The sequence below is a fragment of the Saccharothrix sp. NRRL B-16314 genome, from assembly GCF_000716595.1.
Lineage (GTDB): Bacteria > Actinomycetota > Actinomycetes > Mycobacteriales > Pseudonocardiaceae > Actinosynnema.
In genome coordinates, this window is the sequence record NZ_JNXC01000001.1 from 66,329 (window position 1) to 86,671 (window position 20,343).

Annotated in this window: 18 protein-coding genes; 12 read left to right on the top strand and 6 right to left on the bottom strand. The window is 71.5% G+C overall.

The window, feature by feature from the left end:
• Positions 1-1,941, bottom strand: coding sequence for a DUF6541 family protein (locus OQ02_RS00330; protein ID WP_033436164.1), 1,941 nt, complete (start codon positions 1,939-1,941; stop codon positions 1-3).
• A gap of 143 nt (positions 1,942-2,084) precedes the next feature.
• On the bottom strand, positions 2,085-2,855 hold the full coding sequence (locus tag OQ02_RS00335) for a glycosyltransferase family A protein (RefSeq protein ID WP_081915305.1): 771 nt from the start codon (positions 2,853-2,855) through the stop codon (positions 2,085-2,087).
• 80 nt (positions 2,856-2,935) lie between these two features.
• Here OQ02_RS00335 and OQ02_RS43500 point away from each other — a divergent pair, with 80 nt between their 5' ends.
• Genes OQ02_RS43500 through OQ02_RS00355 form a run of 4 tightly spaced genes read left to right on the top strand, consistent with a single transcriptional unit; the run spans position 2,936 to position 6,534 of the window.
• Positions 2,936-4,180: a hypothetical protein gene (locus OQ02_RS43500; RefSeq protein ID WP_033436166.1), complete on the top strand. Its 1,245-nt coding sequence runs from the start codon at positions 2,936-2,938 to the stop codon at positions 4,178-4,180.
• 10 nt (positions 4,181-4,190) lie between these two features.
• Positions 4,191-5,327: a glycosyltransferase family 4 protein gene (locus tag OQ02_RS00345; protein ID WP_033436167.1), complete on the top strand. Its 1,137-nt coding sequence runs from the start codon at positions 4,191-4,193 to the stop codon at positions 5,325-5,327.
• Positions 5,328-5,381: 54 nt separating this feature from the next.
• Complete coding sequence (locus OQ02_RS00350; protein WP_033436168.1) at positions 5,382-6,071, top strand: glycosyltransferase family 2 protein; 690 nt, start codon at positions 5,382-5,384, stop codon at positions 6,069-6,071.
• Between the two features lies 1 nt (position 6,072).
• A complete protein-coding gene (locus OQ02_RS00355; protein ID WP_063746987.1) occupies positions 6,073-6,534 on the top strand; it encodes a DUF2304 domain-containing protein in 462 nt (153 codons plus the stop codon).
• A 65-nt stretch (positions 6,535-6,599) separates the two neighbouring features.
• Here the strand turns inward: OQ02_RS00355 and OQ02_RS00360 are convergent, their stop codons facing one another.
• A complete protein-coding gene (locus tag OQ02_RS00360) occupies positions 6,600-7,541 on the bottom strand; it encodes an NAD-dependent epimerase/dehydratase family protein (RefSeq protein ID WP_033436169.1) in 942 nt (313 codons plus the stop codon).
• Between the two features lie 42 nt (positions 7,542-7,583).
• Complete coding sequence (locus tag OQ02_RS00365; RefSeq protein ID WP_033436170.1) at positions 7,584-8,408, bottom strand: HAD family hydrolase; 825 nt, start codon at positions 8,406-8,408, stop codon at positions 7,584-7,586.
• Positions 8,409-8,442: 34 nt separating this feature from the next.
• Between OQ02_RS00365 and OQ02_RS00370 the strand changes: the two genes are divergently transcribed.
• From OQ02_RS00370 to lhgO, 5 genes are all read left to right on the top strand, one after another.
• Entirely contained in the window at positions 8,443-9,327 is an 885-nt protein-coding gene (locus OQ02_RS00370) for an LLM class flavin-dependent oxidoreductase (protein ID WP_033436171.1), read from the top strand.
• Positions 9,328-9,389: 62 nt separating this feature from the next.
• Positions 9,390-10,487, top strand: a complete 1,098-nt coding sequence (locus OQ02_RS00375) for a glycosyltransferase family 4 protein (RefSeq protein ID WP_033436172.1) — start codon at positions 9,390-9,392, stop codon at positions 10,485-10,487.
• Between the two features lie 100 nt (positions 10,488-10,587).
• Positions 10,588-11,622: a GDP-mannose 4,6-dehydratase gene (gmd, locus tag OQ02_RS00380; protein WP_033436173.1), complete on the top strand. Its 1,035-nt coding sequence runs from the start codon at positions 10,588-10,590 to the stop codon at positions 11,620-11,622.
• Entirely contained in the window at positions 11,606-12,520 is a 915-nt protein-coding gene (locus OQ02_RS00385) for an NAD-dependent epimerase/dehydratase family protein (protein WP_033436174.1), read from the top strand. The genes gmd and OQ02_RS00385 overlap by 17 nt, the downstream gene beginning before the upstream one ends.
• A gap of 22 nt (positions 12,521-12,542) precedes the next feature.
• Complete coding sequence (gene lhgO / locus OQ02_RS00390) at positions 12,543-13,730, top strand: L-2-hydroxyglutarate oxidase (RefSeq protein WP_033436175.1); 1,188 nt, start codon at positions 12,543-12,545, stop codon at positions 13,728-13,730.
• A gap of 46 nt (positions 13,731-13,776) precedes the next feature.
• Here lhgO and serS read toward each other — a convergent pair whose 3' ends face one another.
• Positions 13,777-15,027, bottom strand: a complete 1,251-nt coding sequence (gene serS, locus OQ02_RS00395; RefSeq protein ID WP_033436176.1) for a serine--tRNA ligase — start codon at positions 15,025-15,027, stop codon at positions 13,777-13,779.
• A gap of 387 nt (positions 15,028-15,414) precedes the next feature.
• Here serS and OQ02_RS00400 point away from each other — a divergent pair, with 387 nt between their 5' ends.
• Together OQ02_RS00400 and OQ02_RS00405 are read left to right on the top strand one after the other, a co-directional pair.
• Positions 15,415-16,566: a glycosyltransferase family 4 protein gene (locus OQ02_RS00400; protein WP_033436177.1), complete on the top strand. Its 1,152-nt coding sequence runs from the start codon at positions 15,415-15,417 to the stop codon at positions 16,564-16,566.
• A gap of 103 nt (positions 16,567-16,669) precedes the next feature.
• Positions 16,670-17,938 carry a hypothetical protein gene (locus OQ02_RS00405; protein WP_156076819.1) on the top strand — a complete coding sequence of 423 codons (1,269 nt, stop codon included), beginning with the start codon at positions 16,670-16,672 and terminating at the stop codon, positions 17,936-17,938.
• A 65-nt stretch (positions 17,939-18,003) separates the two neighbouring features.
• Here the strand turns inward: OQ02_RS00405 and OQ02_RS00410 are convergent, their stop codons facing one another.
• Positions 18,004-18,600 carry a class I SAM-dependent methyltransferase gene (locus OQ02_RS00410; RefSeq protein WP_033436179.1) on the bottom strand — a complete coding sequence of 199 codons (597 nt, stop codon included), beginning with the start codon at positions 18,598-18,600 and terminating at the stop codon, positions 18,004-18,006.
• A gap of 143 nt (positions 18,601-18,743) precedes the next feature.
• Between OQ02_RS00410 and OQ02_RS00415 the strand changes: the two genes are divergently transcribed.
• Entirely contained in the window at positions 18,744-20,285 is a 1,542-nt protein-coding gene (locus tag OQ02_RS00415) for a DUF2142 domain-containing protein (protein WP_033436180.1), read from the top strand.
• The last annotated feature ends 58 nt before the right edge of the window (positions 20,286-20,343 follow it).

The following is a 20,343-nucleotide window of genomic DNA, read 5'->3' on the forward strand; positions in this document are numbered from 1 at the left end:
TCACCGGTCCCCGGCCGCCCCGGCACTGTCCGCGACGTGCTCCTGGCCTTCGATCTCGTAGATCGTGGCGCCTTCGTTCTTGAATACCTGGCGGAAACCGCGGATCGCGTCCAGGTTCGCCAGGCCGGGCGTGAGCGACTTCTCCAGCCGCACGTACCCCTTGCCGATGATCACGTAGCGGACCTTCAGCTCGGTCAGGTCCTCCCGCACCTCGGGGTCGGTGTTGATCTTGTTGAGGTTCCGCACGACGTAGTTGTTCGGCGAGCCCTCGGGGGTGCCGTAGAACGTCCACTCGACCGGCTCGACCTCGGCCACCGCGTACAGCCAGGCGCTGCCGTCGAACACGTCGTTCAGCACCCGCTCGCCGGGCTTCACGCGTTCGCCGAGCCACCGGTACGCGGCCTGCTCGGCCTCGCTGACCACCGGCCCGTCGTTGTAGGCCTGCGCGAGCCGGGCGCTGTTGCGGTCCACGTACGCGCCGCTGAGCAGCGTGACCAGCAGGAAGAACGCCACGCTCACGGCCACCGGCGCCCACGGCTTGCCGGCCAGGGCGGGAGCGCGGTCGCGGTACCGGTTGACCAGCCACGTGCCGACCGCCACCACGGCCACGCCGAACCCGATCGCACCGGGCAGCGGCAGCAGCACGGCCAGCCGCCAGTGGTCGTTGTAGAAGACGCCGGTCAGCTTCTGGACGACCCGGCCCTCCAGCGACACCGTCGCCGCGTACAGGCCGCCGAACGCCAGCCACACGCCGACCATCCACAGCATCTGCCCGCGCTTGACCATCACGACCATGCCGAGCAGCGCGGGCAGGCCGATCCACCACTGCGGGAACGCGGCCACGCCGGAGAACGTGAGCATCTGCCCGAACGCGCCCGCGGGCGTCGCCTCGGAAGGCCACACCATGGCGGCCACGCCGGACGCCGCGCCCATCGACGGCAGCATCAGCGGCACGGCGACCAGCCCGCCCAGCACGACCGTCCCGACCAGCGTCGGCCACGCCCGCTTCCAGTCGATCGGGACCAGGCGGAACGCGCAGGCCACGAACAGGATGCCGAGCAGGCCGGCGACGATGAACACGACGCTCGGCTGGAGCCCCACGACCGCCGCGCCGGCCAGCGCGAACGCCAGCGGCCCGGTGATGCCGCGCGGCCGGACCAGGTAGGTGGCCAGCGCGAGGATCGCGGGCAGCAGGGCGATGCCCGCGACGTACGGCCACAGCGGGCCGCGCCACAGCGAGTCGTACGGGAACGGCGAGAACCAGGTGGACACGGCGGCGGCGAACGCCACCACGCGGGCGGGCAGCTTCCAGGCCAGGCCCATCGCGGCGATGCCGACCGGCCAGATCAGCACGGTGCTCAGCGCGCCGGCGTTGAGGACCTCCGGCAGCGTGATGCCCACCTTGTCCAGCAGCAGCGAGAGCAGCTGGTGGTACGTGCCGGGGTAGAAGTAGGAGGTGTTCTCGGGCTGGTTGGAGATGGTGCCCGCGGTCGACACGAGGGACGACTGGTGCTCGGCGAACCAGCGCACCAGGTTGCCGTGGTGCGGCGCGTCCCAGTCCTGGGCTAGCCGGTTCATCGTGCCGATGCCGCGCATGAACGTGACCGCACCGACCGCGAGGCCGACGGCCAGGCCCGCCCCGACGACCAGGTGACCGTTGCGGGAAATCCTGTGGTCGTCTTCGACCTGCGCGGGCCACCGGCGCTGGACGAGGGTCGTGACCAGCAGCAACACCGCCGACGCGAGCAGCGCCCAGACGCCGAACGTGACCAGCGTCCAGGAGAAGCCGAGCTCGCCGAGCAGCAGTCCGCCGATCGAGACCAGGCCGTACGTGAGCGCGGGCGCCGCGGCGGCGAGGGTCCAGCCGCGCAGCCTGATCGCCGCGCCCGCGATCAGGCCCGGGACCCAGAGCAGCAGCAGGACCAGCAGAGCAGCACTCATCGCGATAGCAACCCGTCAGTCGGCTCCGATGGCGGTTCCCCTGCCGCCGCGACGGCGAGACTACCGGTGCCTCGCCCGGCCACGCCCGACCCAGCCACGCCCGACCCCGCTGCGCCCACCCTTCGCGCCCGACCTCGTGGCCGTCACCAGCGCCGGTTCACGACCTGCACGCCCAGCCACGCCGCGTGCCGGGCCGCCACGCCCAGCCCGCTCACGCCGATGCGCTTGGCCAGCGCCTGCTTGCTCCGGCGCAGCAACTTCGTCTGCGGCCCCATCAACGCGCCCCGGCTGTACTGGTCGGGGTGCACGCGGTAGGCGACCAGGTCCTCGGGCACCACGTCGCCGTCGGCGCGGGCCATGATCCGCAGCCACAGGTCGTAGTCCTCCAGCCGCACGCACCGCGGGTCGAACCCGCCCGCCTCGGCCGCCAGCTCCTTGCGGACCACCACGGTGGACGTGATCAGGCAGTTGAACAGGAGCATCGTGCGCGCGACCTCGGGGCCGATCACCGAGTGCATCTCGCCGACGAGCTGCCCGGCCGGGTCGATCTTGTTCGCCCACGAGCCGACCAGGCCGAGGCCGGGCCGCTGCTCCAGCACGGCGACCTGGTGCGCCAGGCGGTCGGGCATGCACAGGTCGTCCGCGTCCAGGAACGCGACCAGGTCGTGCTTCGCCGCGTCCAGCCCGATGTTGCGGCCGACGGCCGGTCCGCTGCGCGGCTCGGGCGTCAGGTGCACCTGCACGCGGTCGTCGGGGAGGGTGCGGGCTGCGGCCCGGTTCTGCTCGCACTCGCCGTCGAGGACCAGCACGACCTCCCAGTCCTGGTGGGTCTGCTCGGCGACCGAGCGGAGCGTCTCGGCGAGGAAATCCGCCTTGGGCGCGCACGGGATCACCACGGACACCGGCGATGGCATGGGGTTCTCCTGCTGCGGGGAGGGATCGGCCGACGCCGTACAGTAAGGCCCGCTCACGCTCCCCTTAGCAGAGGACACCCGTGTCGGCGGCGAACGGATCACGGCTCGACGGTCTGCGCGCGTTGGCCGGCACGGCCGTGCGGCAGTCCGCGGTCACCATCGACCAACTCGTCTTCAGCGCCATCACCTTCGCCGTGCAGCTGGTCGCGGCGCCGGTGTCGACGGACGCCGAGTTCGGGGTGTTCTCGCTGGTCGCGATCGTGCAGATCGGCCAGTGGTACCTCGGACGGGCGATCGCGGCGGAACCCCTGCTGGTGTCGAAGGCCGTCGCGAACGGCGACGCGCGCGGGGTGCGCGGCGCGGCGGCGACGTCGTTGCTGCTGGGTGTGGCGATCGGCCTGGTGTGCCTGGTGGTCGGGCTGCTGCTGGACGGGCCGGCGCGGACGTTGCTGCTGATCCAGGCGCTCGCCTCGCCGTTCACCGCGGTGCTGGACCACGGCCGGTACGTCTCGTACGCGCGGCAGCGGCCGTTCCGGGCGCTGGCGCTGGACGGCGCCTGGCTGGTGCTGTTCCTCGGCGCGGTCGGGGTGACCGTGCTGGTCGGTGAGCTGGACGCGTCGTCCACCTACTTGCTGTGGGCGTTGAGCGCGGTGCCGGTCGCGGCGGCGTGCGCGTGGCTGACCGGCGGGCCGTTCGGGTTCGGCGCGGTGCGCGGCTGGCTGCGCGACCGGCGGTCGCTGCTGCCCGGTTTCCTGATCGACGCCGTCTACCTGACCGCGGGCACGTGGGCCACGTTCGGCGTCACCGCGTGGGTCGTCGGCCTCGACGGGCTGGGCCTGCTGCGCAAGGCGCTGGTCCCGGTGACCGCGCTGACCGTGCTGTTCATCGGCATCAGCAACGCGCTGCTGGCGCACCTGGCGGGCCGCACGGCACGCGAGGTGGTGCGCGCGCCGATGCTGGTCTCCGGGCTGGCGGCGGTGGTCAGCCTGGTGTTCGCGGGCCTGGCCCTGATCGCGCCGGCCGACCTGCTCACGGCCGCGCTGGGCACGCCGTGGGAGGGCCTGCGGCCGATCGTGCTCGTGCTGCTGGCTTACGCGTTCCTGCTCGCCACGGCCCAGACCGCGTTGGTCGCGGGCAAGGCGAGCGGCCGGGCGTGGCTCGGACCGCGCGTGCGCACCGTGCAATTCGTCACCGAAGTGGCCCTCGTGGCGCTGCTCGGCGTTTGGCTGGGTGTCATCGGGGTAGCCCTGGGGATGGCCGTGGCGTGGCTCACCGCCGCCGCTCTCGCCTGGGGTGGCCTGCTGGGACAGCGGGCCAGGGCCTAGATTCGTCGCCGTGCACCTGGTCGACATGCCGGTCTACTACCCGCCGCACAAGGGCGGTGTCGAGGCGTACGCGCACGAACTGCACCGGCGCTTGCTGGAAGCCGATCCGAACCTGCGGATCACCGTGTTCACGTCGGCGGTCGGCGCGCCGGCCGGTGTGCAACGACTCGGCGAGCGGTGGAGCGTGGTGCGCTGGCCCGGTCGGGAGGTGGTCTCCCACTACCCCGTGCCGTACCCGGGCTTCACCCGGCGGCTGCGCGCCCTGTGCGGCCCGGACACCGTGCTGATGACGCACACCCGGTTCTACTGGCCGCACCTGTGGGCGGCGCTGTTCGCCAAGCGGGCGCGGCTGCGCCGGGTGCACGTGGAGCACGGGTCGAGCCCGGTGCAGAGCGGGAACCGGTTCATCCGGTTCGTCGCGGACGTGGTCGACCGCATCACCAGCCAGCCGGTGCTGCGCTGGGCGGACCACGTGGTGGCGGTGTCCCGGTCGGCCGCGCGGTTCGTCCGCGACCTGGCCGGACGTGAGGCGCAGGTGCTGTACCGGGGCATCGAACTGCCGTCCGACGTGGTGGCGTCCGTGCCCGACGGCGAGCCGGTGGTCTGCTACGTCGGCCGGCTCATCAACGGCAAGGGCGTCGGGGACCTGCTCACCGCCACGGCGGACCTGCGGCGGCGCGGCGTGCGGCTGAGGCTGCGGCTGTGCGGCGACGGGCCGGCGGCGGCCGACCTGCGGACGCAGGCGGCGCGGCTCGGGCTGACCGACCACGTCGCGTTCCTGGGCGCGGTGGACCACGACACGGCGTTGCGCGAGATGGCCGCGTGCACGGTGTTCGTGAACCCGAGCTGGACCGAAGGCCTGCCCACGACGGTGCTGGAGGCGGCGGCCATCGGCCGCGCGATCGTGGCCACCGACGTCGGCGGCACGGCCGAGATCGTCGACGACGGGGTCACCGGGAGCCTCGTGCCCGCCCGTGACCCGGAAGCGCTCGCCGCGGCCCTCGAAGCCGCCGTCACCGATCCCGAGCGCGAGGCGCGGGCGCACAAGCTCGGCGAGGTGACCCGGGAGCGCTTCTCGTGGGACCGCAGCGTCGCGGCGTTCACGGCGATGCTGGTCGGCCACGACCCTGACCGGCGGGCACGCTAGCCTTGTTCGGCAGACACCCCCATTTTCTTCGGCAAGTTCGGCGAGGAGGCCGCTGTGGCGGACCAGTCTGACGTGTGGCTGGTCGTGCCCGTCTACAACGAGGCACAGGTGATCGCCGACGTCGTGCGCAACGCGCTGGAGACGTTCCCGAACATCGTGTGCGTCGACGACGGTAGCCGGGACGGCTCGGCCGACGCGATCCGCACGACCGGGGCGCACCTCGTGCAGCACCCGGTCAACCTCGGTCAGGGCGCGGCCATCCAGACCGGTGTCGAGTACGCCCGGTCACGGCCCGGCGCCGAGTACTTCGTCACGTTCGACGCCGACGGCCAGCACCAGGTCACGGACGTGCTGCGGATGTTGGAGCGGCTGCGCGCCGAGCCGGTCGACATCATCGTCGGCACCCGGTTCAAGGGCGACGACTCGCACATCCCGCTGATCAAGCGCGTGGTGCTGAAGACCGTGGTCGCGATCAGCCCGCGGCTGCGGAAGCTGAAGCTGTCGGACGCGCACAACGGGCTGCGGGTGTTCAACAAGAAGGTGGCCGACGAGCTCCACATCACGCTGAACGGCATGGGCCACGCGTCGCAGATCGTCGACATGATCTCGCAGCGGGGTTGGCGGGTCACCGAGGAGCAGGTCGAGATCCTGTACACGGAGTACTCGATGGCCAAGGGCCAGTCGCTCATCAACGGCGTGAACATCCTGTTCGACACGGCTCTCAAGACGGGGTCCAAGCGCTGACATGCTGATCCAGTTCCTGCTCATCGGCGGGGTCATCGTCCTGCTGGTGTTCTTCCTGCGCCACCACGGCACCACGAAGACGGCGGCCGGGGTGAAGATCGGTTTCGCCCTCTTCATGGTGCTGGCGGCGGTAGCCGTGCTGCGGCCGGCGGACGTGTCGATGCTGGCCGAGTTCGTCGGCGTCGGGCGCGGTACCGACCTGGTGCTGTACGCGCTGGTGGTGGCGTTCGGGTTCGCCACGATCAACACGTACCTGCGGTTCAAGGAGTTGGAGCTGCGGTACGCGCGGCTCGCGCGGGCCATCGCGTTGCGCAACGCCGAGGCGCCCAGGCACGAGGACGCCGCCGCGGTGGGCAACACGGCGGTGGACAAGCCGGTCGCCAACACCGCCGTCGTGGACAACGCGGCGGTGGACAACGCGGTCGTGAACGCCGAGGCCAAGGACCAGGCCCACAGCGCCTGAACGGTCACCGCCCGGCGCCTGCCTCGAACCGTGGGTTCCGAGGCAGGCGCCGGGCGGTCGTGTGCTCAGCCCTGGAGCGACCGGAAGTAGTCGACGGTCAGGCGGACGCCGGTGGCGATGTCCACTTCGGGCTTCCAGCCGAGCTCCGCACGGGCCAGGGACGCGTCGATCGCCGACGCGCGCAGGTCGCCCAAGCGGGCGGGCGCGAACTCCGGTGCGTCGGGCACGCCGGCGGCCTGGGCGACGAGCGTGTGCAGCTCGCGGTCCGAGACCTGGTGCGCCGTGCCGATGTTGTACCGGCGGCCACCGCCCGCCTCACCGGACGCGGCCACGAACGCGGCCACGACGTCCTCCACGAACACGTAGTCGCGCGTGTTGCCGCCGTCGCCGAACACCTTGGTCGGACGCCCTGCCAGCAGCGCCGACGCGAAGATCGCCACCACGCCCGCCTCGCCGTGCGGGTCCTGCCGCGGCCCGTACACGTTCGCCAGCGCCAGGTGCGTGCACTCCAGCCCGTACAGCTGCCGGTACGTGTTCAGGTACACCTCGCCCGACACCTTGGACGCCGCGTACGGCGACTTGGGGTTGATCGGCACCGTCTCCGACACCGGCAGCACGTCGGGCGTGCCGTAGATCGACCCGCCGGACGAGGCGAACACGACCTTCCGCGCGCCGGCCCGACGGGCGGCCTCGGCGAGGTTCACCGTGCCGAGCACGTTCTTGTCGGCGTCGAGCAGCGGTTCCGCCACCGACACCCGCACGTCGATCTGCGCGGCGAGGTGGAACACCACCTCGGGCCCGAAACCGGCGACCACGTCGGCCAGCTCCGGCGACGTGATGTCCACCTGCGAGATCGTGAACCGGTCCGCGGTGGCCGGGTCCGCCGGCGCGGTCCGCTTGCCGCGGCTCAGGTCGTCCACGACGTGCACCTCGTGCCCGTCCCTCAGCAGCCGGTCGACCAGGGTGGAGCCGATGAAACCGGCGCCGCCGGTCACTAGTGCGCGCACGAGAGCGTTCCTCTCAAACAAGACAAGCGGGTCACCGGCAGCCTAGAACCAGCGCTCGAGCACCAGCGCCACCCCGTCCTCCGAGTTGGCGGCGGTCACCTCGTCGGCCGCCTCCAGGGCGTCCGCGTGCGCGTTGCCCATGGCCACGCCGTGACCGGCCCACCGCAGCATCGGCACGTCGTTGGGCATGTCGCCGAACGCCAGCACGCCGCTCGCGGGCACGCCGAAGCGTTCCGCGACGGCCGCCAGACCGGTCGCCTTGGTCACGCCGGGCGCGGCGAACTCCAACAGGCCCGCGTTGGTCGAGTACGTCATCGCCACCTGGCCGTCGATCAGCGGCCCCACCGCCGCCGCCATGTCGGCCGACGCCATGCTCGGGTGCCTGACCAGCAGTTTCACGGACGGACGGGCGAGCACGTGCGCCCGCTTGTGTCCGGGCAGCGGCTGCTCCCCGTCGTCCCACGGGTGGTCGTAGGACTCGTCGGCGACGAAGTCGGAGTTCATCGGGCCGCTGTCGCGGGCCGTCTCCGCCACGCTCTCGGAGGCCATCGAGCAGCCCGGCAGCACCTCGTCGAGCACCGAGGCCAGGTCGCCGAGCTGAACCGGGGTCAGCAGCTCGGCCGACAGCACCCGGTCCGCGCCGATGTCGTAGACCACCGCCCCGTTGGAGCACACCGCGTACCCGGTGAGGCCGGCCGCGTCCGCCACCTCGGGCACCCAGCGGGGCGGACGGCCGGTGGCCAGCACGAACGGCACGTCGGCGGCCAGCACCCGGCGCACCGTGTCCGCCGTGCGCGGGCTGACCCGGCCCAGGGTGGTGAGCAGGGTGCCGTCGACGTCGGATGCCACAAGGGAAGGTCTCTGCACTCCCCCATCGTGCCCCGTCGGCTAACGTCGCCGGGTGCGCACTGGCATCGTGATCCTGCCCGAACACCGCTGGTGGATGGCCGAACACAAGTGGAAGGCCGCCGAGGAGTACGGCTTCCACCACGCGTGGACCTACGACCACATGGGGTGGCGCTCGCTGGTCGACGGACCGTGGTTCGGCGCCGTTCCGACGCTGGCAGCAGCGGCGGCGGTGACCCGGAAGATCAGGCTCGGCACGCTCGTCGCGTCCCCGAACTTCCGCCTGCCGGTGCCGTTCGCGCGCGAGTTGCTGGCCCTGGACGACCTCACCGACGGCCGGTTCACGCTCGGCGTCGGCGCCGGTGGTGTGGGTTATGACACAGAGGTGATGGGCACCACCCCACCGCGCAGCCGGCAGCGGCGGTTCGAGGAGTTCGTCGCCTCGCTGGACATGCTGCTGGCCCAGGAGCGCACCACGTTCAGCGGCGAGTACTACGAGATCCGCGACGCCCGCAGCGCGCCGGGCTGCGTGCAGCGGCCACGGCTGCCGTTCGTGGTGGCGGCGAACGGGCCGAAGTCGATGGCGGTCGCCGCGCGGTACGGCACCGGCTGGGTCACCACCGGGCCGGAGACCGACGACGAGACCGAGTGGTGGCGGGGCGTGGCCCGGATGGCGGAGACGTTCCGGGAGGTGCTGGCCGGGATCGGCCGGACCAAGGAGTCGATCGACTTCCACCTGAACGCCGACTCGTGCCCGGTGTACTCGCTGACCAGCGTGGAGCACTTCCGGGACGTGGCGGCCAAGGCGCGGTCGCTCGGCTTCACGGACCTGATCGTGCACTGGCCGCGCGCGGACGGCGTGTACGCGGGCAGCGAGGCCGTGCTGGAGCAGGTCGTGACCGACGTGCTGCCGGAGCTGGTCGGCAGCGACCCCCGGTAAGCCCTCCGCACGGCCAGGGGACGCCGTCGGGCGGTACCGGCCGCCGGCCTACGATGAGTGCCGTGCCTCTTCGCATCGCGGTCGACCTGGTCTTTTACACGGGGCGCAAGGGCGGCACCGAGAGTTACGCACGCGGGCTGTTCCCCGCCCTCGCCGCCGCGCACGACGACTTCAGGTTCGTCGGCATCGGCAACCGCGAGCTGGCCGAGCAGCCGCCGGACTGGTTCCCCGGCGAGATCGTGTCGCTGCCGGTGTCCGGCGAGAACCGCGCGGCGTGGGCGGCGGCGGTGGCGCTCGCCGTCGCGCCGCGGGCCCGTTCCCTCGGCGCGGACCTCCTGCACTGCCCGTCGAACTTCGGGCCGGCCGTCCGGCTGCTGCCGACCGTCGTGACGGTGCACGACATCCTGGGCACCCGGCACCCCGAGTGGGTGGGTGGCCGGCTGGCGCGCGGTGTGCAGGCGCTGACCAAGGCGACGGTGCGCGCGGCCGACCGGATCATCACCGACAGCCAGGCCTCCGCCGACGACGTGCACCAGCTGCTCGGCCGGCCGGTGGCCGACATCGACGTCATCCACCTCGGGGTCAAGCCGGTCGACGTGACGGCCCGCTCCGGCGCTCCGATCGGGCGGCCGTACGTGCTGGCGGGCGGCAACCGCATGCGGCACAAGAACTTCGACGGCCTGCTCGAGGCGTGGGCGCTCATCCCGGCCGCCGAACGCCCGAAGCTCGTCATCACCGGCAGCCACGGCGACGACCCGTTGCGCCCGGTGGTGGAACGCCTCGCGCTCGGCGGGGACGTCGAGCTGCGCGAGTGGGTCTCCGCCGAGGAACTTGCCGCCCTCTACGACGGTGCGAGCGCGTACGCGTTCCCGACCCTGTTCGAGGGTTTCGGGCTGCCGGTGCTCGAAGCGATGGCGCGCGGCTGCCCGGTGATCGGCTCGGACATCCCGGTGCTGCACGAGGTCGGCGGCGACGACATGGCCTACTTCGACCCGCGCGACCCGGCCGCGATCGCCACCGCCGTCCGCGAGGTCGTCGGCGACCCCGACGCCCAGGCCGCGATGGCCGCCGCCGGGCGCAAGCGCGCCGAGACCTTCACCTGGCAGCGCACCGCGGACGCGACCGCCGACGTCTACCGGGCGATGTCCCGGGCGAGATGAAGGCCCGGCCACACCGCACTACACTCCCGCGAACGCGATGTTCGGACAACATTTGTGTGCGTCGCCTGATGCATTTGAGAGCAAGGAGCCAACCACCGTCATGCGGACCGCACTCGTCACCGGCATCTCCGGGCAGGACGGCGCCTATCTCGCCCAGCTGCTGCTGGAGAAGGACTACCAGGTCTACGGCGCGTACCGGCGCACGAGCTCGATCAACTTCTGGCGGATCGCCGAGCTCGGCATCGAGCAGCACCCGAACCTGCACCTGGTCGAGTACGACCTCACCGACCTGGGCAACAGCATCCGGCTGCTGGAGACCACCGGCGCGGACGAGATCTACAACCTGGCCGCGCAGAGCTTCGTCAGCGTCTCCTTCGACCAGCCGACGACGACCGCGCAGATCACCGGCATCGGGGCGCTGAACCTGCTGGAGGCGATGCGCACGGTCCGCCCGGACGCGCGGTTCTACCAGGCGTCGACGTCGGAGATGTTCGGCAAGGTCCAGGCGGTGCCGCAGACCGAGACGACGTCGTTCTACCCGCGCAGCCCGTACGGCGTGGCCAAGCTGTTCGCGCACTGGACGACGGTGAACTACCGCGAGTCTTACAACCTGTTCGGCTCCAGCGGCATCCTCTTCAACCACGAGTCGCCGCTGCGCGGCCAGGAGTTCGTGACCCGCAAGGTCACCGACTCGGTGGCGAAGATCAAGCTCGGCAAGCTGGACGCGCTGGAGCTCGGCAACCTCGACGCGAAGCGCGACTGGGGTTACGCCAAGGAGTACGTGGACGGAATGTGGCGGATGCTGCAGGCCGACGAGCCGGACACGTTCGTGCTCTCCACCAACCGCACGGTGACGGTCCGCGACTTCGTCTCGCTGTCGTTCGCCGCCGCCGGCATCGAGCTGCGCTGGGAGGGCTCCGGCGAGTCCGAGCGCGGCCTCGACTCGGAGACCGGCCGCGAGCTGGTCCGGGTCAACCCCAAGTTCTACCGCCCGGCCGAGGTCGACCTGCTGATCGGTGACGCGTCGAAGGCCAAGGAAGTGCTCGGCTGGGAAGCGAAGACCTCCCTCGAGGACCTGTCCCGGATGATGGTGGAGGCCGACATCGAGAGGAACGGGCGTGGGTTCTCCTTCTGAGCCGACGCGGGTCCTGGTCACCGGCGTCTCCGGCTTCACCGGTCGGCACGTCGCCGCCGAGCTGATCGGCGGCGGCCACGAGGTCGTCGGCCTGGCGCACGTCACCGGCTCGGGCGCACCGGTGCCCGGGGTCGTCGTGCACCGGGCCGACCTGCTCGACCGGGACGGCCTGCGGGCCGTGGTCGCCGAGGTCCGGCCGGACGCCGTGGTGCACCTGGCCGCCGTCGCGTTCGTCGCGCACGGCGACGCGGACGACCTGTACCGGTCGAACGTGGTCGGCACCCGCAACCTGCTCGAAGCGCTGAGCGAGGCGGAGCGGCAGCCGCGGATCGTGGCGTTGGCGAGCAGCGCCAACATCTACGGCAACACGACCGTCGAGCCCATCCACGAGGACGTGCCGCCCGCGCCGGTGAACGACTACGCGGTGAGCAAGCTGGCCATGGAGCACATGGCGAAGCTGTGGGCGGACCGGCTGCCGATCGCGATCACCCGGCCGTTCAACTACACGGGTGCGGGCCAGGACCCGAAGTTCCTGATCCCGAAGATCGTCGACCACTTCCGCCGGGGCGACCGGAAGATCGAGCTGGGCAACACGAAGGTCTGGCGCGACTTCGGCGACGTCCGGAACGTGGCCCGCTACTACCGCCGGCTGGTCGAGGCCGCGCCGGCGGGCAGCACGCTCAACCTGTGCTCGGGGGTCGCGCACTCGCTGGCCGAAGTGCTGGACATGATGGCGGGCATCGCCGGGTACGAGATCGAGGTCGAGGTGAACCCGGCGTTCGTCCGGGCGAACGAGGTGGTCCGGCTGGTCGGCAGCCGGCAGCGGCTCGTCGACACCCTCGGCGACGAGCCGGTGATCCCGTTCGCGGAGACCCTGGAGTGGATGTACGCGGCGTGATGCCGCACTAGTGTCTGCGGCTGTGCGACGAGTCGTGGTCATCGGTGGCGGGATCGTCGGGCTGGCAACCGCGCGGGAGTTGGCGCGGCGCGGGCACGACGTGGTGGTGCTGGAGAAGGAGCCGCAGTGGGCGGCGCACCAGACCGGCCACAACAGCAACGTGGTGCACGCCGGCTTGTACTACAAGCCTGGGTCGTTGAAGGCGCGGATGTCGGTCGCGGGCAACGCGTCGATCGTCGCCTACGCGCGCGAGCACGGCGTGCCGGTGGAGGTGTGCGGCAAGCTCGTCGTGGCCACCTCGCCGGACGAGTTGCCCAGGCTGGACGCGTTGGCGGAGCGGGCCGCGGCGAACGGCGTGCGGGCGCGACGGATCGGCGTGGACGAGGCCCGGGAGTACGAGCCCGAGGTGGCGGCGGTGGCCGCGCTGCGGGTGGAGAGCACCGGGATCATCGACTTCCCGGCCGTGTGCGCGGCGATGGTCCGCGAGCTGAACGGCCACGATTTGCGCTTGCACACGCCTGCGTTGGCGATCCGGCGCGCCCTCAGCGGCGGTGGTGTCGAGGTGGCCACGCCGAGCGGTGTGGTGCGGGCGGACGCGCTGGTGAACTGCGCGGGCCTGCACAGCGACCGGATCGCGCGGCTGGCGGGCGTGACGCCGTCGGCGGCGATCGTGCCGTTCCGGGGTGAGTACTTCGAGCTGCGACGCGACCGGCGGCACCTGGTGCGGGGGTTGATCTACCCGGTGCCGGACCCGGAACTGCCGTTCCTGGGCGTGCACCTGACCCGGATGCTGGACGGGAGCGTGCACGCGGGGCCGAACGCGGTGCTCGCGCTGCGCCGCGAGGGCTACCGGTGGCGTGACTTCTCGGTGGCGGACGTGGTCGACGTGGCGCGGTTCCCCGGCACGTGGCGGCTGGCCCGGCGGTTCGCGCGGACCGGGGCCGAGGAGGTGCTGCGGTCGTTGTCCCGCCGGCGGTTCGCGGCGAGCCTGGCCCGGCTGGTGCCGGCGATCCGGGAGGACGACCTGGTGCGCGCGGCGGCGGGCGTCCGGGCACAGGCGATGCGGGCCGACGGGACGCTGGTCGACGACTTCCTGATCGACACCGCGCCGCGGCAGGTGCACGTGCTCAACGCACCCTCACCTGCCGCGACGTCGGCGTTGGAGATCGGCCGGCACGTGGCCGGCGAAGCCGAACTCAGCTGGGCCTGACCCAGCCGGGCTTGATTCAGCCGGGCCTGACTCAGCTGGGCCTGACTCAGCTGGGCTTGAGCACGTCCACGCCGAGGAACGGCCGCAGCGCCTGCGGGACGACGACCGAGCCGTCGGCCTGCTGGTGGTTCTCCAGGATGGCCACGATCCAGCGGGTGGTGGCCAGGGTGCCGTTGAGCGTGGCGGCGATCTGCGGCTTGCCGTTCTCGTCGCGGTAGCGCACGTTCAGCCGGCGGGCCTGGAACGTGGTGCAGTTCGAGGTGGAGGTCAGCTCCCGGTACGCCTGCTGGCTCGGGATCCACGCCTCGCAGTCGAACTTGCGGGCCGCGGACGTGCCGAGGTCGCCCGCCGCCGTGTCGATGACCCGGTACGGGACCTCGATCTTGGCCAGCATCTCCTCTTCCCAGGCCAGCAGCCTGGCGTGCTCGGCCTCGGCGTCCTCCGGCTTGACGTAGGAGAACATCTCGACCTTGTTGAACTGGTGCACCCGGATGATGCCGCGGGTGTCCTTGCCGTACGAGCCGGCTTCACGGCGGTAGCACGACGACCAGCCCGCGTAGCGCTTCGGCCCGTCCAGGATCTCGTCGGAGTGGTAGCCCGCGAGTGGCACCTCCGACGTGCCGACCAGGTACAGGTCGTCCGCTTCGAGGCGGTAGATCTCGCTCGCGTGCGCGCCGAGGAAGCCGGTGCCGGCCATGATCTCCGGCCGGACCAGGGTCGGCGTGATCATCAGCTTGAAGCCGGCCGCGGTGGCCTGGGCGACGGCCATGTTCAGCAGGGCGAGTTCCAGCTGGGCGCCCACGCCGGTGAGGAAGTAGAAGCGCGAGCCGGACACCTTCGCGCCGCGTTCCATGTCGATCGCGCCGAGCTTCGTGCCCAGGTCGAGGTGGTCGACCGGCTCGAAGTCGAACTCGCGCTTCTCGCCGACGTGCTTGAGCACGACGTAGTCGTCCTCGCCACCCGCGGGGGCGTCGGTGTGGACGACGTTCGGGACGGCGCGGTGCAGCTCGGTCAGCTCGGCCTCGGCGGCGGACTGCTCGGCCTCGGCGGCCTTGACCTCGGCGGCCAACTCCTTGCCCTTGGCCAGCAGCGCGTCGCGCTCCTCGCCCTTGGCCCGGCCGACCTGCTTGCCGAACGCCTTCTGCTCGCCGCGGAGCGTGTCGGCGCGGGCGATGGCGGCCCGGCGGCGCTCGTCGGCGGACAGCAGCGCGTCGACCACGGTCTCGTCCTCGCCACGGGCGCGTTGCGACGCACGGACGGCTTCCGGGTTTTCACGCAGTGCCTTGAGGTCAATCACGAGGTCAGGGTAGTACCCGGCACCCAGCCGTTTTCGTGGTGGTGCGCGCCCCGCCGCACCCCACGACCCACGCCGTCAAACCTCGGTGACCGGAGTTATGTTCGGCATCCCGACCGGCATCCCGACCGACGTCCTTCGGAACCCGTGCTCACGCGCAGGTCCCCGCCAAGGGGATCCCTTGATTTGATTCTGCCGGCCGCGACCGACAGGCTCCGACCGTCGGGATCCACCTGTGGATAACTGCCCGACCCACCCGCGTAACCAGGGCCTCCCAGGCGTTGCGGTAGCTGTGTAGGGTGCCGCAACCGGGTGATTCCCCGGGCCTGACCGTCGAACGGCTGGCCGATACGATAACCACCACTCCGAGTGTCAGACAGAGGAGCGCTAGTGCGCATCGCCATTGCCTTCGACTGCCTGTTCCCGTGGACCAAAGGCGGTGGCGAGCGGCTGTACCGACAGTTCGCCGAGGAATTCGTCGCCGCCGGGCACGAGGTCACCTACCTGACCCGCCTCCAGTGGGACGAGGAGCCGGTGATCGAGGGGATCAAGATCGTCGCGGTGAGCCAGGACCGCGACCTGTACGACGCGAACGGCGTGCGCACCATCGGTCCCGCCCTGCGGTACGCCTACGGCTTGGCGAAGCACCTGCGCGCGAACCGCCGCAACTACGACGCCGTGCTGGTCTCCGCCGTGCCGAGCACGAACGTGCTGGCCGTGCGCGCCGCGCTGGTCGGCTCGAAGGTCGCCGTCGACGTCGACTGGCTGGAGGTGTGGCGCCCGGACCAGTGGCTCGCCTACTCGGGCCCGGTCGTCGGCCGGGTGGCCGGCCTGCTCCAGTGGGTCGCCGCGAAGCTCAGCCCGCTCGCCTCGTGCCACTCGCAGCTGCACGCCCGTCGCCTCGAGGCCGGTGGCCTGCGCGGCAAGGCGATCGTCAGCCACGGTCTGATCGACCCGCGGGAGGACGTGGTGCCGAACCCGGCCGTCACGTCACCGCCCCGGGTCGTCTACGTCGGCCGGCACATCGCGGACAAGCGGGTCGAGACGCTGCCGGCGGCCATCGCGGAGGCCCGCGAGTCCATCCCCGACCTCGAAGCGACGATCTTCGGCGAGGGCACCAGCCGGGCCGCCGTGCTCGCCGAGATCGACCGCCTCGGCCTGCGCGACGTCGTCCGCACCCCCGGTTTCGTCAGCCAGGAGGAGCTGGACGAGGGCATCCGCACGGCCGCCGTGCTGGTCAACCCGTCCCAGCGGGAGGGCTACGGCCTGGTCGTGGTCGAGTCGTGCGCGGTGGGCACGCCGGTCGTCCTGGTCGAGGGCGATGACAACGCTGCCGTCGAGCTGGTCGAGCCGGGCGTCAACGGGCAGGTGGCCAAGACGACCGCGGGCATCGGCGCGGCGATCGTGGACGTCGTCAAGCAGGGCGAGCCGCTGCGCAAGTCGACCCACGACTGGTACGCGCGGGTGAGCAAGACCAACACCGTGCGGGCCTCGGCCAGGCAGATCCTGGAACGGCTGGTCCAGGCCGCCGCCCTACGATGAGCGGCGTGCCCACCCGCGATGCTGTCGACCTGCTGTTCCTGACGCGCAGCCGAGCCTGGCCGTCGCCGCACGCCGGCACGGACGTGCGCTTGCGTGCGCTCGTGTGTCCGCGATGAGTGACGGCGGCAAGCGCGCCGGGCTGCTGGTGCTGATCGCGAGCTTCGCCGGGCACGGCGGCAACTACCTGTTCTACGTGCTCGCCGCCCGCCTGGTGTCGACGCCGGCGGACTTCGCCGCGATCTCGGCGCTGATCGCGGTCGGCACGATCACGTGGATGCCGGTGAACGGCGTGCAGATGTCCGTGACCCGGAACGTGGCGGTCCTGCGCACGTCCGGCACCCCCGGTGAGCTGTCCGCCTACCTGCGGCAGCAAGGCCGCCGGATGGGCGTCGCGTGCCTGGTCATCGCGGCGGTGATCGCGGGCTTGAGCCCGGTGCTGGCCGACCGGCTGCACCTCGGCTCGCCGCAGCCGGTGGTCCTGGCGGCGCTGTGGATCGGGATGACGTGCATGCTGCTCGTCCTCACCGGCGCCACACAGGGCATGGAGCGGTTCGGCTACGTGGCGTTCGCGCTGGCCGGGCCGCTGGGCGCGCTGCGGCCCCTGCTGCTGCCGCTGTGCATGCTCGCCGCCGGCATGTCGGGCAGCATGTGGGCGATGATCCTCGCGACCGTCATCGGTCTCGTGGTGATGTTCCCGCCGGTGGTGCGGGCCGCGAAGCCCACGCCCACGACACCGCCCGCCGCGACGAACACCCTGGCCACGATGGTCGGGCTGCTCGCGTTCTCGTCGCTGACGAACGTGGACCTGCTGGTCGGGCAGGCGATGCTGGCGGAAGCCGACCGGGCCGTGTACGCGGGCGCGGTGCTGCTCGGCAAGGTCGCGCTGTTCGCTCCCGCCGCGTTGGCCATGGTGCTGCTGCCACGGGCCGCGGCGGCGTTGGAGCGGGGTGAGTCGGCCGAGAGCGCGGTGCTCAAGACGCTGGCGCTGACGGGTGCCGCCGGGCTCGCCGTGGCGCTGGTCCTGTGGGTCATGCCGACGTGGGTGCTGACCGTGACGTTCGGCCCGTCCTACGCCGCGTCCAAGCCGTTGCTGCCGGCACTCGCGCTGGTCATGACGGCGGCGGCGGTGCTGTGGGTGCACCTGACGTTCGCCATCGCGCGCAAGAGCATGCGGATGATCGTCGGCCTGGTCGGCGTCGCGGTCGCGCACTGGGTGCTGCTGGCCCTGTTCCACGGCTCGCCGTGGCAGATCATCCTGGCCTCGGGCATCGCGATCGGCACCGCGCTGGTGGTCGTGGAGGCCGGTTCGAGGTCAGGCTCGCTCCGGATGCTGCTGCGCACCGGCAAGTCCCGGCAGGCGCCGGTCGGCTGACCTGCCGCCCCCGCCGTTCGCGTTCGGCGGGGGCACCTGTCGACGCACGCCGGTGTGCGATCGGGTCAGTCCCTCGGCCGAAGCGCGAGCGCGTACACGTTGCGGCGCCAGCCGGGCAGCCACGCGGCGGCCTGGAGCAGCGCGGGACGGCGCTTGCCCGGCAGCATGCCGGACACGATGCCGGTGCCGGGCATGACGGACTCGTAGGACACCGTGCGGACGTCGAAGCCCTGGTCCTCGAACAGCCGGCGCATCGACGCGCGGGTCCACGGGCGGCGGTGCGTGTAGTCGTTCCACACCCATCGCTGAGCGTCCGGCGAGGAGGCGAACACCCGGCCGCCGGGCTTGAGCACGCGGCGCACCTCGCGCACCAGGGTGACCGGGTCGAGCAGGTGCTCCAGGACGTCCTTCAGGACCACCCCGTCGAACTCGGCGTCCTCCAGCGGGAGCTTCTGCTCAAGGTCGGCCAGGCGGACGTCGATGCCCTGCTCCTTGGCCTTGAGCACGGTGGACTCGAAGTTGTCCAGCCCGACGTAGTCGGGGAAGAACTCGGAGACCCAGGCCGTGCCGCAGCCGACGTCGAGGATCCGGGAGCCCGGCGTGAAGTGCCGGACGACATCGTTGTAAGTGCCGGGTTTGGCGTGCCACTCGTGGTAACCCATCGAAACGTTCAACCGACTTTCGGCCGTAGGGTCGGGACAGGGCCGTTCACATGGGGATCGGGGGCTCAGTCCTGCGCTCCGTCGAGGTCGAGACCGGACACTGGCGCAAGAGGGTCCACCACAGTCGCATAAGATACGCGGCCGTGACGAACCGACGTTCGGGTGCACGGCTTTGGCTGGTCGCCTTCATCGGCTTTTGCCTGCTGCACGCCGCCTGGGCCTTCGCCGCGCCCTTCGACGGCCCCCCGGACGAGGAACAGCACGCGCTGCGCGCGGCCGGCGTCATGTACGGCGAGATCGTCGCCGAGAACCGGGGACACACCGTGCCCCGGAGCCTCGACAAGAACAACGACGCGACCGGCGCCAACCGGAGCTGCTTCCCGATGCAGGTCACGGTGCCCGCGAGCTGCGCGGAGCAGCCCGGCGGCGACACCTCGACCATGCGCCGGTACGTCACCGCCGCCCTGTACAACCCGGTCTACTACGCGACGGTCGGCTGGCCGATCGGCCTCTGGCCGGAGTGGAAGGGCATCGTGCTCGCGCGCCTGATCAACGGTGCGCTGATGGCCGCGATGCTGGCGTTCGCGGTGGTGGCGGCGGTCCGCTGGACCCGTCACCGGGCGGTCCTCGCGGGCCTGGTCGCGGCGGTGACGCCGATGACCGCGCACCTGGGCGGCGCGATCAACCCGAACGGCATCGAGATCACGTCGGGCGTCGCGTTGGCGGTCGCGTTGATCGCCTTGCTGCACGAGAAGCGCGAAGACGTGAACCGGGCCGCCGTGGCGTTGGCGGGTGTGTCGGCGAGCGTGCTGGTGACGCCGCGGTTCAGCGGCGTCATGTGGTTGTTCGTGATCCTCGGCGTGATGCTGGTGCCGGTGTCGTGGCAGCGGCTGAAGTACCTGGTCAAGCAGCGGGTCGTGCGCGTCTGGATCGGCGTGGTGGTGCTGGCCACGATCGCGTCGGCGTTCTGGACGCTGTACACCAACGCGGCGGAGGTCGCGAAGCTCGACTACGGGTACGCCATGAAGGACGTGCTCAAGATCGCGTTCCTGGACGTGTGGCCGAACGTCGCCAACCAGATGGTCGGCGTGATGGGCTGGGCCGAGACGCTCATGCCGCGCCTGGTCTACGTCGTCTGGTTCTCCGCGCTGGGGCTGCTGGTGCTCGGCGCGCTGGTGGTCGGCAAGCGGTCGCAGCGGTGGCGGATGACGGCGCTGTTCATCGGTACGTTCGTCCCGTACATCAGCATGGAGATCCTGCTGATCAACCAGACGAGCTGGTTCAACCAGGGTCGGTACTTCCTGCCCGGCGCCGTCGGCATCCCGCTGCTGGCCGCGCACATCCTGGCGCACCGGGCGCTGACCGCCGAGCACTTCCGGTCGATGACGCGGCTGCTGGCGTTCCTGCTGGTGCCGATCCACCTGCTGTGCCTGGCGTACACGATGACCCGCTGGCAGTCGGGGCTGGCGATCCTCAACCCGTTGAAGGGCAGCTGGGAGCCGCCGTACGGCTCGGTCCTGCCGCTGGTGCTGGGTGCGGTGGCCGTGGTCGTGCTGCTGGCCATGTACTGGACGGCGTCCCGGCTGCCGAAGGCGCCGGAGGACGTGCCGGAGTCGGACGCGGGGTCGGAGGCACGGGCTCAGGTGGCGGAGGAGCCGGTGCCGGCGGGCATCGGCCGATCCTGAGCGTTGAATTCAGGCGTTCTGAACGTAGGACTCACGCGTTCCGAACGTAGGACTCACG